We start from the raw sequence: 13,301 nt of genomic DNA, 5'->3' as shown, positions 1-13,301 counted from the left end.
TTTCTGGTGCGTACCGGGCTGAGAGGCGGTGTAAGTGAACTGTAGTTGCCATGTTTTACGGCAATGAGAGCAGAGATAGCGCTGATGTCCGGCAGTGCTTTTGCCGTTACGCACCACGCCTTCAGTAGCGGAGCAGGAAGGACATCTGATGGAAATGGAAGCCACGCAAGCACCTTAAAATCACCATCATACACTAAATCAGTAAGTTGGCAGCATTACCCAGCAAATCAGGGAAAATATGTCTGAGTTTGCACGTTGCCATTATGGGTATATACAAATCCCTCCAGTGACAACTTTCCGCGCCGACGGACCAGAAACTCCCGAAGAAGAAAAAGGTTACTGGTTTCATGCTTATCAACCCGAAGATCTTTGTACCATCCATAACCCAATGGGAGATTTGCAGGATTTTATCGCATTGGTTAAAGATGCTAAAAAATTTGGTATCGATATCATTCCTGATTATACATTTAACTTTATGGGAATCGGGGGTAGTGGTAAAAATGACCTGGATTATCCCTCTGCTGATATACGAGCGAAGATCAGTAAAGATATAGAAAGCGGTATCCCTGGCTATTGGCAAGGTCAGGTTTTGATTCCATTCATTAAAGATCCAGTAACAAAAGAACGTAAACAAATCCATCCAGAAGATATACATCTCACTGCAAAAGACTTCGAAGCAAGTAAAGATAACATCTCTAAGGATGAATGGGAAAACCTCCATGCATTAAAAGAAAAGCGTTTAAATGGAATGCCTAAAACAACACCCAAAAGTGGCCAGGTTATTATGTTGCAAAATCAATACGTTCGAGAAATGCGAAAATATGGCGTACGAGGTTTACGTTATGATGCGGCAAAACACTCAAAACATGAACAAATAGAGAGGTCGATAACCCCACCGCTTAAAAATTATAATGAGCGGTTACACAATACTAATTTATTTAACCCAAAATATCAAAAAAAAGCCGTTATGAATTACATGGAATACCTGGTAACTTGTCAGTTGGATGAACAACAAATGTCATCACTGCTTTATGAGAGAGATGATTTAAGTGCCATTGATTTTTCTTTACTCATGAAAACGATAAAAGCCTTTTCATTTGGTGGAGATCTCCAAACCCTTGCATCAAAACCGGGTTCCACAATCTCAAGTATCCCATCAGAAAGACGGATATTGATTAACATTAACCACGATTTTCCTAACAATGGTAATCTTTTCAATGACTTTCTATTTAACCATCAACAAGATGAACAATTAGCAATGGCATATATGGCCGCTCTCCCGTTCAGCAGACCTTTAGTTTACTGGGATGGCCAAGTATTAAAATCAACGACTGAAATTAAAAATTATGATGGGTCCACGCGTGTCGGCGGTGAGGCGTGGCTTAATAAAGGTTGCTCTACCTATCAGCAGCTCTACAATGAATTCCACGCATTATATATAGATAAAGCAGGAATATGGAGCGCATTTGAGGGTGTATTTGCAACTAAAAACGTTCTGGCCTTTAGTCGTGGGGATTCTGTGAACATTAATCACTCTCCTCATGATGGGCTAGTTATAATAAATAAAGGAAACGAAGAAGTTGAAGGTACCTGGCCTAACAAATTGCAACCTGGAATATACAAAAACATGGGGAGTAATAGCGTTAACATTATTATTAATAATACCCGAAAAATTATCCTCCCTGGTAAAGTATTTACGCTTAGAGGCGGAACTCTAAATATCAATATTCCTGGGCGTAGCGCTCTTCTTTTAGGGAAAACAGGAGAACCGCCGAACTATCTCTATTTATAATTTAATGTTATATCTGCCCCGATAAAACGGGGGCAGATAATATGTTTAGTTTACTAACGGTCATTTTGCAGTGAAGCCATTTACTGTTTTTTATCGACCAGATAATCTGTTCTCTAATGTTAACTCCCCCTAACCTGTTGCTTTAGTTATTCATTTCCTGTCTCACTTTGCCTTAATACCCTACGTTAAATGTTACTAATTTGTTGTTTTTGATCACAATAAGAAAACAATATGTCGCTTTTGTGCGCATTTTTCAGAAATGTAGATATTTTTAGATTATGGCTACGAAATGAGCATCGCCATGTCACCCTACATCTCATAAGAGGATCGCTTCTGATGAATGCACTGATCGCCGTACAAAATAACGCTGTCGATTCAGGCCAGGACTATAGCGGATTCACTCTCATCCCGTCGGCGCAATCCCCGCGTCTGCTGGAACTCACCTTCACCGAACAGACGACCAAACAGTTTCTCGAACAGGTTGCCGAATGGCCCGTGCAGGCGCTGGAGTACAAATCGTTTCTGCGTTTTCGGGTAGGCAAAATTCTTGACGATCTGTGTGCGAATCAGCTGCAACCATTGCTGTTGAAGCCCCTGCTAAACCGTGCTGAAGGTGCGCTGTTGATCAATGCGGTGGGTATCGATGATGTGGCGCAGGCAGATGAGATGGTGAAGCTGGCAACGGCGGTAGCGCATCTGATTGGTCGCTCAAATTTCGATGCGATGAGCGGTCAGTATTACGCGCGTTTCGTGGTGAAAAATGTCGATAACTCAGACAGCTATCTGCGTCAGCCGCACCGCGTGATGGAACTGCACAACGACGGCACGTATGTCGAAGAGATCACCGATTACGTGCTGATGATGAAAATCGATGAGCAAAACATGCAGGGTGGAAATTCGTTGCTGCTGCATCTCGATGACTGGGAACATCTGGACCACTATTTCCGCCATCCACTGGCGCGTCGCCCGATGCGCTTTGCCGCGCCGCCGAGCAAAAACGTCAGCAAAGATGTTTTCCATCCAGTGTTCGACGTTGATCAACAGGGTCGCCCGGTGATGCGCTATATCGACCAGTTCGTCCAGCCAAAAGATTTTGAAGAAGGCGTGTGGTTGAGCGAGCTTTCCGATGCCATTGAAACCAGCAAAGGCATTCTTTCTGTACCCGTTCCCGTTGGCAAATTCCTGTTGATAAACAACCTGTTCTGGCTGCACGGTCGCGACCGCTTTACTCCGCACCCGGATCTGCGCCGTGAACTGATGCGTCAGCGTGGCTATTTCGCTTACGCCACTCACCACTACCAGACGCATCAGTAAGCGCAAAGGAATTGAGCGGATGTATGATTTTGTGATTATTGGCGGCGGCATCATCGGCATGTCGACCGCCATGCAACTGATTGATGTTTATCCGGATGCCCGCATTGCGTTGCTGGAAAAAGAGTCCGGCCCGGCCTGTCACCAGACGGGCCACAACAGCGGCGTGATCCATGCCGGGGTCTATTACACGCCCGGCAGCCTGAAGGCGCAGTTTTGCCTGGCGGGAAACCGCGCCACCAAAGCCTTTTGCGATCAAAACGACATTCGCTATGACAACTGCGGCAAGATGCTGATCGCCACGTCCGATCTCGAAATGGAACGGATGCGCGCGTTGTGGGAACGCACGGCGGCGAACGGTATCGAGCGCGAGTGGTTAAACGCCGAGGAACTGCGCGAGCGCGAACCGAATATCACCGGGCTCGGCGGCATTTTTGTGCCGTCCAGCGGCATTGTCAGCTATCGCGAAGTCACAGCGGCAATGGCAAAAATCTTCCAGGCCAGAGGCGGTGAGATTATTTATAACGCCGAAGTCAGCGCCCTCAGTGAGCATAAAAACGGCGTGGTCGTCCGAACCCGTCAGGGCGGCGAATATGAAGCATCGACGCTGATTAGCTGTTCCGGGCTGATGGCTAACCGGCTGGTGAAAATGCTCGGCCTCGAACCGGGTTTTATTATCTGCCCGTTCCGTGGCGAGTATTTCCGCCTTGCGCCGGAGCATAACCAGATTGTTAACCATCTGATTTACCCCATCCCTGACCCGGCAATGCCGTTTTTGGGCGTGCATCTCACCCGCATGATCGACGGCAGCGTGACCGTCGGGCCAAACGCGGTGCTGGCTTTTAAACGCGAAGGCTATCGCAAGCGCGACTTCTCATTTAGCGACACGCTGGAAATTTTAGGCTCGTCGGGGATTCGCCGGGTGCTGCAAAACCATCTACGCTCAGGACTGGGCGAGATGAAAAACTCGCTGTGCAAAAGCGGCTATCTGCGGCTGGTGCAAAAGTATTGTCCCCGGCTTTCGTTAAGCGATCTCCAGCCCTGGCCCGCCGGTGTGCGGGCGCAGGCGGTATCGCCGGACGGCAAGCTGATTGACGATTTTCTGTTTGTCACCACCCCGCGCACGATCCACACCTGCAATGCGCCCTCCCCGGCAGCGACATCAGCAATTCCTATTGGTGCGCATATTGTCAGCAAGGTACAAACGCTGTTGGCAAGCCAGAGTAACCCCGGACGCACGCTGCGAGCGACACGTAGTGTGGATGCCTTACACGCCGCATTTAATCAATAACCTTTGAAAACAGGACGTAACAATGAAACTTAACGACAGTAACTTATTCCGCCAGCAGGCGTTGATTAACGGGGAATGGCTGGACGCCAACAATGGCGGGATCATCGACGTCACCAATCCGGCGAACGGCGACAAGCTGGGTAGCGTGCCGAAAATGGGCGCTGATGAAACCCGCGCCGCTATCGACGCCGCCAACCGCGCCCTGCCCGCCAGGCGTGCGCTCACCGCCAAAGAACGCGCCAACATTCTGCGCAACTGGTTCAATTTGATGATGGAGCATCAGGACGATTTAGCGCGCCTGATGACCCTCGAACAGGGCAAACCACTGGCCGAAGCGAAAGGCGAAATCAGCTACGCTGCCTCTTTTATTGAGTGGTTTGCCGAAGAAGGCAAACGTATTTATGGCGATACCATTCCCGGTCATCAGGCCGATAAGCGCCTGATTGTTATCAAGCAGCCGATTGGCGTTACCGCAGCTATCACGCCGTGGAACTTCCCGGCGGCGATGATTACCCGTAAAGCCGGTCCGGCGCTGGCGGCAGGCTGCACCATGGTGCTGAAGCCCGCCAGTCAGACACCGTTCTCTGCGCTGGCGCTGGCGGAGCTGGCGATTCGCGCGGGCATTGCGGCTGGCGTGTTTAACGTGGTCACCGGTTCGGCAGGCGCGGTCGGTAATGAACTGACCAGCAACCCGCTGGTACGCAAACTGTCGTTTACCGGTTCGACCGAAATTGGCCGACAGTTAATGGAACAGTGCGCGAAAGACATCAAAAAAGTGTCGCTGGAGCTGGGCGGCAACGCGCCGTTTATCGTCTTTGACGATGCCGATCTCGATAAAGCCGTGGAAGGCGCGCTGGCCTCGAAATTCCGCAACGCCGGGCAAACCTGCGTCTGCGCCAACCGTTTGGCGTGTATGACCGCTTTGCCGAAAAATTGCAGCAGGCGGTGAGCAAACTGCACATCGGCGACGGGCTGGATAAAGGCGTCACCATCGGGCCGCTGATCGATGAAAAAGCGGTAGCAAAAGTGGAAGAGCATATTGCCGATGCGCTGGAGAAAGGTGCGCGTGTGGTTTGCGGCGCTAAAGCGGATGAACGCGGCGGCAACTTCTTCCAGCCGACCATTCTGGTGGACGTGCCGGCCAACGCCAAAGTGTCGAAAGAAGAGACGTTCGGCCCCCTCGCCCCGCTGTTCCGCTTTAAAGATGAAGCCGATGTGATTGCGCAAGCCAATGACACCGAGTTTGGCCTTGCCGCCTATTTCTACGCCCGTGATTTAAGCCGCGTCTTCCGCGTGGGCGAAGCGCTGGAGTACGGCATCGTCGGCATCAATACCGGCATTATTTCCAATGAAGTGGCCCCGTTCGGCGGCATCAAAGCCTCGGGTCTGGGTCGTGAAGGTTCGAAGTATGGCATCGAAGATTACTTAGAAATCAAATATATGTGCATCGGTCTTTAACTGGAGAATGCGAATGAACAGCAATAAAGAGTTAATGCAGCGCCGCAGTCAGGCGATTCCCCGTGGCGTTGGGCAAATTCACCCGATTTTCGCTGACCGCGCGGAAAACTGCCGGGTGTGGGACGTTGAAGGCCGTGAGTATCTTGATTTCGCGGGCGGGATTGCGGTGCTCAATACCGGGCACCTGCATCCGAAGGTGGTGGCCGCGGTGGAAGCGCAGTTGAAAAAACTGTCGCACACCTGCTTCCAAGTGCTGGCTTACGAGCCGTATCTGGAGCTGTGCGAGATTATGAATCAGAAGGTGCCGGGCGATTTCGCCAAGAAAACGCTGCTGGTTACGACCGGTTCCGAAGCGGTGGAAAACGCGGTAAAAATCGCCCGCGCCGCCACCAAACGTAGCGGCACCATCGCTTTTAGCGGCGCGTATCACGGGCGCACGCATTACACGCTGGCGCTGACCGGCAAGGTGAATCCGTACTCTGCGGGCATGGGGCTGATGCCGGGTCATGTTTATCGCGCGCTTTATCCTTGCCCGCTGCACGGCATAAGCGAGGATGACGCTATCGCCAGCATCCACCGGATCTTCAAAAATGATGCCGCGCCGGAAGATATCGCCGCCATCGTGATTGAGCCGGTTCAGGGCGAAGGCGGTTTCTACGCCGCGTCGCCAGCCTTTATGCAGCGTTTACGCGCTCTGTGTGACGAGCACGGGATCATGCTGATTGCCGATGAAGTGCAGAGCGGCGCGGGGCGTACCGGCACGCTGTTTGCGGTGGAGCAGATGGGCGTGGCGCCGGATCTTACCACCTTTGCGAAATCGATCGCTGGCGGGCGTCACCGGGCGCGCGGAAGTGATGGACGCTGTTGCACCGGGCGGTCTGGGCGGCACCTATGCCGGTAACCCGATTGCCTGCGTGGCTGCGCTGGAAGTGTTGAAGGTGTTCGAGCAGGAAAATCTGCTGCAAAAAGCCAACGATCTGGGGCAGAAGCTAAAAGACGGATTGTTGGCGATAGCCGAAAAACACCCGGAGATCGGCGACGTACGCGGGCTGGGAGCGATGATTGCCATCGAGCTGTTTGAAGATGGCGATCACAGCAAACCGGACGCAAAACTCACCGCCGGGATCGTGGCACGCGCCCGCGATAAGGGCCTGATTCTTCTCTCCTGCGGCCCGTATTACAACGTGCTGCGCATCCTTGTACTGCTCACCATTGAAGACGCTCAGATCCGTCAGGGTCTGGAGATTATCGGTCAGTGTTTTGATGAGGCGAAGCAGTAGCACCGTCCCCATGCAGGAGGCGACGCTGCGCGTCTTGTCCGGCCTACGAGAATCCAGGTCGGATAAGGCGTTTACGCTGCATCCGACAATCTGTACGTGAACAGGAATAAATCTATGTCGGCCGGATAATGCGGAGCCGCTCTCCGGCAAAAAGAATCAATAACAATTAAACGCGTGACCCGGCGCGGGAAATGTCGGGGCGCTCTCCCAAGTGACACACTTTCGAGAGGATTCAGGATGGGGCAATCATCGCAACCACATGAGTTAGGCGGCGGGCTGAAATCACGCCACGTCACCATGTTGTCTATTGCCGGTGTTATCGGCGCAAGTCTGTTTGTCGGTTCCAGCGTCGCCATCGCCGAAGCGGGCCCGGCAGTATTACTGGCCTATCTGTTCGCCGGGCTACTGGTGGTTATGATTATGCGGATGTTGGCGGAAATGGCGGTTGCCACGCCCGATACCGGTTCGTTTTCCACCTATGCCGATAAAGCCATTGGTCGCTGGGCGGGCTATACCATCGGCTGGTTGTACTGGTGGTTTTGGGTACTGGTTATCCCGCTGGAAGCCAACATCGCCGCCATGATCCTGCACTCGTGGGTTCCAGGCATTCCCATCTGGTTATTTTCCCTCGTCATTACCCTTGCCTTAACTGGCAGTAATTTATTAAGCGTTAAAAACTACGGCGAATTTGAGTTCTGGCTGGCGCTGTGCAAAGTCATCGCTATCCTGGCCTTTATTTTCCTTGGTGCAGTCGCAATTAGCGGTTTTTACCCTTATGCCGAAGTGAGCGGGATCTCAAGATTGTGGGATAGCGGCGGCTTTATGCCCAACGGCTTCGGTGCGGTATTAAGCGCGATGTTGATCACCATGTTCTCGTTTATGGGCGCAGAAATTGTCACCATTGCCGCCGCGGAATCCGACACGCCGGAAAAACATATTGCCCGCGCCACTAACTCGGTTATCTGGCGTATTTCTATCTTCTATTTGTGCTCTATTTTTGTCGTCGTGGCATTAATTCCGTGGAATATGCCCGGACTAAAAGCCGTCGGTTCTTATCGCTCGGTACTGGAATTGCTCAATATTCCCCATGCGAAATTAATCATGGACTGTGTGATATTACTTTCCGTAACCAGCTGCCTGAACTCGGCGCTGTATACCGCTTCCAGGATGCTCTACTCCTTAAGCCGTCGCGGAGATGCGCCTGCGGTAATGGGTAAAATCAACCGCAGTAAAACCCCGTACGTGGCGGTGTTACTCTCCACCGGCGCGGCATTCTTAACGGTGGTGGTGAACTATTACGTGCCTGCGAAGGTATTTAAATTTCTGATCGACAGCTCCGGCGCTATCGCCCTGCTGGTTTATTTAGTCATCGCCGTTTCACAGTTGCGGATGCGCAAAATTCTGCGAGCAGAAGGAAGCGAAATTCGCTTGCGCATGTGGCTTTATCCCTGGCTCACCTGGCTGGTCATCGGCTTTATTACCTTTGTGTTGGTAGTGATGCTATTCCGCCCGGCGCAACAGTTAGAAGTGATCTCCACCGACTTATTAGCAATAGGGATTATCTGTACCGTGCCAATTATGGCGGCTGGAATAAGCTGATAATGTGGCAAAAAACACCCGTTCATAATACGCGCTGATAATAATCAGGAGTCACACCATGACCATTACGTCTCTGGATGGCTATCGCTGGCTGAAGAACGATATTATTCGCGGTAATTTTCAACCGGATGAAAAATTACGGATGAGTTTGCTGACATCGCGTTATGCACTTGGCGTTGGGCCGTTGCGGGAAGCACTTTCTCAACTGGTGGCGGAACGGCTGGTCACGGTGGTGAATCAAAAAGGGTATCGGGTGGCGTCTATGTCAGAGCAGGAGCTGCTCGATATTTTCGATGCCCGCGCCAATATGGAAGCGATGTTAGTGAGTCTGGCGATTGCCCGCGGTAGCGATGAGTGGGAGGCAGACGTTCTCGCAAAAGCGCATCTGCTCAGTAAGCTGGAAGCCTGTGACGCCAGCGAGAAAATGCTTGATGAGTGGGATCTGCGTCATCAGGCGTTTCATACAGCAATTGTGGCGGGCTGTGGTTCTCACTATTTGCTGCAAATGCGTGAACGGTTGTTTGATCTGGCGGCGCGCTATCGATTTATCTGGCTGCGGCGAACGGTGCTTTCGGTAGAAATGCTGGAGGATAAACACGATCAGCACCAGACCCTGACTGCGGCGGTACTGGCGCGAGATACCGCGCGCGCCAGTGAGTTAATGCGCCAGCATTTACTGACGCCAATTCCCATTATCCAGCAGGCGATGGCTGGCAATTAACTACTCTTCCGGAATACGCAACACTTGCCCCGGATAAATTTTATCCGGGCTTTTTAGCATCGGTTTATTCGCTTCGAAGATTTTATTGTACAGATTAGCGTTACCGTAGACCTGTTTGGAAATGGCACTCAGAGTGTCGCCAGACTTAACGGTATAAAACTGGCTGGCAGTGGCTGGTGTCGCCGTTTTCACCTGATCATCAACACTGGCAATACCGGAAATATTCCCCACCGCAACAAGGATTTTCTCCTTCGCCTCCTGACTCAGGCCGTCACCAGTGACCGTCGCTTTGCCGTCGGCAATTTGAATGTTCACTTTATCGGCATCAGGTATACCGGTTTTGCTCAGATGCTCCTGCACCTTCTTCGCCTGATCGTCTTTATCGTGCTGACCTGTAACCGCGTCCCAGAGTTTTTCTCCGGCATCTTTCACAAAATTGAACAGACCCATAGCTACCTCATTCGTTAACGGAAACACTCAGAAAGTGTAGCAGAGGAACGCGGCGCGTTAACGCCGCGGGGGGGAGCACAGGTTTAATCGCGGGTTTGCACCCAGAACGCGTGAATCAAACCGGGGATATACCCAAGCAGTGTCAGCAGAATATTAATAATGAACGCCCAACCGAACCCTTTACCGAGCAGCACGCCGAGCGGCGGCAGAATGATGGTGATGACGATTCTCCAGAAACCCATATGTACTCCCTATAAGAAAATTACTCATTGTTTAAAAAGAGATTTTATCTCTTAAGCGTAGTAATTTTAGCGGAGCCTGCCAGTTTCAGCTTACGCTTTTACTCTCATTTACGCTGCTGAGGCTGGTATATGTTGCATTTTTAGTTTAGAGTTTACTTAATTTAGAAAATACTTAAATAAATATGACTGAACTCGCGCAATTACAGGCCAGTGCCGAACAGGCAGCGGCCTTATTGAAAGCAATGAGCCATCCTAAACGATTGCTGATTCTGTGCATGCTTAGCGGTTCCCCCGGCACCAGCGCGGGAGAGCTGACGCGCATTACCGGACTGAGTGCCTCTGCGACATCACAGCATCTCGCTCGTATGCGGGACGAAGGGCTTATCGACAGCCAACGGGATGCCCAACGCATTCTATATTCCATTAAAAATGAGGCGGTAAATGCCATTATCGCCACCCTGAAAAATGTCTATTGTCCGTAAGGAGTCACTATGGCTTTGACAACCATTTCGCCGCATGATGCACAAGAATTAATCGCACGCGGCGCAAAGTTAATCGATATTCGTGACGCTGATGAATATCTTCGTGAACATATTCCTGAAGCAGATCTGGCTCCATTATCCGTGCTGGAACAGTCAGGTCTTCCACCTAAATTACGTCGCGAGCAAATTATATTCCACTGCCAGGCAGGTAAACGCACCAGTAATAACGCCGATAAATTAGCAGCGATTGCCGCCCCCGCAGAAATATTTTTACTCGAAGATAGGATTGATGGCTGGAAAAGAGCTGGATTGCCAGTAGCGGTAAATAAATCTCAACCCTTGCCGTTAATGCGCCAGGTGCAGATCGCTGCGGGTGGTTTAATATTAATCGGCGTTGTACTGGGTTATACCGTAAATAGCGGTTTCTTCTTATTAAGTGGCTTTGTTGGTGCCGGGTTACTGTTTGCAGGAATCAGCGGTTTTTGTGGAATGGCAAGGTTGTTAGATAAGATGCCGTGGAACCAACGAGCTTGAGAAGCGACGCCGGACGCGCCCTAGCAGCGACATCCGGCCTCAGTAATTAGATCAGGAAATCGTCGAGAGATTTACCTTCTGCCAGCGCCTGAGCAATTGGCTTCGGTGTACGGCCCTGACCGGTCCAGGTCTTAGTTTCACCGTTAACATCAGTGAATTTATATTTCGCCGGACGCGGCTGGCGTTTTTTACCAGCACGTGGTGCAGCAGCAGAGCTATTACCCAATAACTCTTCCGGGTTAATTCCGTCAGCTTTCATCAGCTCCAGCCAGGTGCTAATTTTTTCCTGACGCTCAGCCAGTTCACGCTGCTGCTGTTCTTCTTCTTCACGTCTTTCTTTAGTGACAACCCTGAATTTTTCGAGCATTTCTTCAAGAACGTCAATGGAGAATTCGCGAGCCATCGCACGGAGGGTTCGAATGTTATTTAAACTTTGTAACATTACGGACATAATAAAGAAAACCTTTTAACGCCAAAACAAAAAAGTATTTCGTCGCGTAGTGTAAGCGATCACTTATTATATTTCCACAAAATTTAATCTATTTACAGTCCTGCGCGAGATTATTTCAGCTGTTATTTTCTGAAACTCTCAGAATAATTTCAAGATTATATATTAGCCATTTTGATGAGTAATTTAGGTTATTGGTGAACAGAGTGGCGCTCTCTGCTCGCTAACTCCGCAAGCCTGATAAAACCGAAGTGAATAAAAATGCAATATAACAGAATAAAAGAAAACACCCCTCACTGGTGCTTTCTGCTGTTAATGTACATTTTCTGGCATCAAAAATGCTGTAAATGACCCGGTCACGACAAACACCGAATTCTCTACGCTTATAGCGTTACCTCACCCCCAAACTTTCATTAGTGAAATTAAAGGCAAGGTCATATCCAATTGATTTAATTGAAAATAAATCATATCGGCATGTAAAAATCCACAATGTACAAAAAACGAGCTGTTACGGAATATTTTATCTACAAAAACTGACTAAATAAAAGTTTTTCACTAATTGATTAGTCATAGCCAGCGATATACGCTATGCGAAAATGCAGATGGCAATGAGATCCACTGCTTTCATCTCCATTAACATCCCATTACGCTTTATTAAGGAGCATTAGCATGTTCTCACCGCAGTCACGCTTGCGTCATGCAGTTGCAGATACGTTCGCGATGGTTGTTTACTGTTCTGTCGTGAACATGTGTATTGAAGTTTTCCTCTCCGGAATGAGCTTCGAACAGTCTTTTTATTCCAGATTGGTAGCGATTCCGGTGAACATCTTAATTGCATGGCCATACGGTATGTACCGCGATCTGTTTATGCGCGCGGCACGCAAAGTTAGCCCGTCGGGCTGGATAAAAAATCTGGCTGATATCCTGGCTTATGTGACGTTCCAGTCACCGGTGTATGTGGCGATCTTGTTAGTGGTGGGCGCAGACTGGCATCAGATTATGGCGGCGGTCAGTTCAAACATCGTTGTTTCGATGTTGATGGGGGCGGTTTATGGCTACTTCCTCGATTATTGCCGCCGACTGTTTAAAGTCAGCCGTTACCAGCAGGTAAAAGCCTGACTCTTCTTTTCGCGACTGGCATCGCCAGTCGCGTCTTTAACTGGCTTCGCCAAATAAACCATTCAAATAACGTTCAAGCGCAACACGCGAACTGAAGCCATGCGGGATACCGTAATGCTCGTGTCGCTCGCCTGCTAAATAGAGCGGAAATTGCTGGTAATGATCGCAAGTTTTAATATCGGAAGCGGGGTCAGCCAGTGTTGAACTGCGTTCTTTTAATGTTGGATGAATTACCAGAGCGGTACGTCCCATTCGCGCTTCGCGATTAACATAGACATAATTTTCCCCACGGCGGTAACCATACGCTTTCTGGGTTACCACATCGACAGTAAAACCGACTTTTTCAAGTACGCGCGCCACCTCGTCTGGTCGTAAATACATATTTGATCCTCGTTATTTTCAACCGCGGGCCGGTAATGACTCCAACTTACTGATAGTGTTTTATGTTCAGATAATGCCCGATGACCTTGTCATGCAGCTCCACCGATTTTGAGAACGACAGTGACTTCCGTCCCAGCCTTGCCAGATGTTGTCTCAGATTCAGATTATGTCGCTCAATGCGCTGAGTGTAACG

12 protein-coding genes and 4 pseudogenes are annotated in these 13,301 nt (G+C 50.0%); 10 read left to right on the top strand and 6 right to left on the bottom strand.

From position 1 onward, the window contains the following. A partial coding sequence (locus tag BHE85_RS02140; RefSeq protein WP_047664789.1) for an IS1 family transposase occupies nt 1-165 on the bottom strand: 165 nt, incomplete at its 3' end. A gap of 55 nt (nt 166-220) precedes the next feature. Between BHE85_RS02140 and BHE85_RS02135 the strand changes: the two are divergent. From BHE85_RS02135 to csiR, 7 genes and pseudogenes are all read left to right on the top strand, one after another. Beyond that, nucleotides 221-1,792: pseudogene (locus BHE85_RS02135) on the top strand (alpha amylase C-terminal domain-containing protein); the annotation flags it as partial. 336 nt (nt 1,793-2,128) lie between these two features. Then, nucleotides 2,129-3,106 (top strand): glutarate dioxygenase GlaH, encoded by a 978-nt coding sequence (gene glaH / locus BHE85_RS02130; protein ID WP_004986208.1) that lies wholly within the window; start codon nt 2,129-2,131, stop codon nt 3,104-3,106. A gap of 19 nt (nt 3,107-3,125) precedes the next feature. Continuing rightward, complete coding sequence (lhgO, locus tag BHE85_RS02125; protein ID WP_000271932.1) at nt 3,126-4,394, top strand: L-2-hydroxyglutarate oxidase; 1,269 nt, start codon at nt 3,126-3,128, stop codon at nt 4,392-4,394. A gap of 22 nt (nt 4,395-4,416) precedes the next feature. After that, nucleotides 4,417-5,852, top strand: a pseudogene (gene gabD / locus BHE85_RS02120) (NADP-dependent succinate-semialdehyde dehydrogenase). A 13-nt stretch (nt 5,853-5,865) separates the two neighbouring features. Next, nucleotides 5,866-7,132, top strand: a pseudogene (gene gabT / locus BHE85_RS02115) (4-aminobutyrate--2-oxoglutarate transaminase). Nucleotides 7,133-7,369: 237 nt separating this feature from the next. Next, nucleotides 7,370-8,769 (top strand): annotated as a pseudogene (gene gabP / locus BHE85_RS02110) (GABA permease). Between the two features lie 20 nt (nt 8,770-8,789). After that, nucleotides 8,790-9,452 carry a DNA-binding transcriptional regulator CsiR gene (gene csiR / locus BHE85_RS02105; protein ID WP_000156824.1) on the top strand — a complete coding sequence of 221 codons (663 nt, stop codon included), beginning with the start codon at nt 8,790-8,792 and terminating at the stop codon, nt 9,450-9,452. Here the strand turns inward: csiR and kbp are convergent, their stop codons facing one another. After that, on the bottom strand, nt 9,453-9,902 hold the full coding sequence (gene kbp, locus BHE85_RS02100; protein ID WP_000522424.1) for a potassium binding protein Kbp: 450 nt from the start codon (nt 9,900-9,902) through the stop codon (nt 9,453-9,455). An 83-nt stretch (nt 9,903-9,985) separates the two neighbouring features. After that, nucleotides 9,986-10,144 (bottom strand): YqaE/Pmp3 family membrane protein, encoded by a 159-nt coding sequence (locus BHE85_RS02095; RefSeq protein ID WP_000508177.1) that lies wholly within the window; start codon nt 10,142-10,144, stop codon nt 9,986-9,988. A 182-nt stretch (nt 10,145-10,326) separates the two neighbouring features. On the opposite strand from BHE85_RS02095, the gene BHE85_RS02090 reads away from it, so the two are divergent. After that, entirely contained in the window at nt 10,327-10,626 is a 300-nt protein-coding gene (locus BHE85_RS02090; RefSeq protein ID WP_000137280.1) for an ArsR/SmtB family transcription factor, read from the top strand. A gap of 9 nt (nt 10,627-10,635) precedes the next feature. Further along, nucleotides 10,636-11,160 carry a thiosulfate sulfurtransferase YgaP gene (gene ygaP / locus BHE85_RS02085; protein ID WP_001229473.1) on the top strand — a complete coding sequence of 175 codons (525 nt, stop codon included), beginning with the start codon at nt 10,636-10,638 and terminating at the stop codon, nt 11,158-11,160. Between the two features lie 46 nt (nt 11,161-11,206). Here the strand turns inward: ygaP and stpA are convergent, their stop codons facing one another. Then, nucleotides 11,207-11,611: a DNA-binding protein StpA gene (gene stpA, locus BHE85_RS02080; protein ID WP_000115383.1), complete on the bottom strand. Its 405-nt coding sequence runs from the start codon at nt 11,609-11,611 to the stop codon at nt 11,207-11,209. Between the two features lie 666 nt (nt 11,612-12,277). Between stpA and alaE the strand changes: the two genes are divergently transcribed. Beyond that, on the top strand, nt 12,278-12,727 hold the full coding sequence (gene alaE / locus BHE85_RS02075) for an L-alanine exporter AlaE (RefSeq protein ID WP_000492656.1): 450 nt from the start codon (nt 12,278-12,280) through the stop codon (nt 12,725-12,727). 36 nt (nt 12,728-12,763) lie between these two features. On the opposite strand, the gene BHE85_RS02070 is transcribed toward alaE, so the two are convergent. Both BHE85_RS02070 and BHE85_RS02065 read right to left on the bottom strand, forming a co-directional pair. Beyond that, on the bottom strand, nt 12,764-13,108 hold the full coding sequence (locus tag BHE85_RS02070; protein ID WP_039064247.1) for a DUF2002 family protein: 345 nt from the start codon (nt 13,106-13,108) through the stop codon (nt 12,764-12,766). A 46-nt stretch (nt 13,109-13,154) separates the two neighbouring features. Then, nucleotides 13,155-13,301 (bottom strand): IS1 family transposase (locus BHE85_RS02065; RefSeq protein WP_001437028.1); only part of this gene is annotated, 147 nt, incomplete at its 5' end.

Source organism: Shigella sp. FC1567 (assembly GCF_001743015.1).
GTDB classification, from domain to species: Bacteria; Pseudomonadota; Gammaproteobacteria; order Enterobacterales; family Enterobacteriaceae; genus Escherichia; species Escherichia coli.
This window is presented reverse-complemented; position numbering and strand designations above follow the sequence as displayed.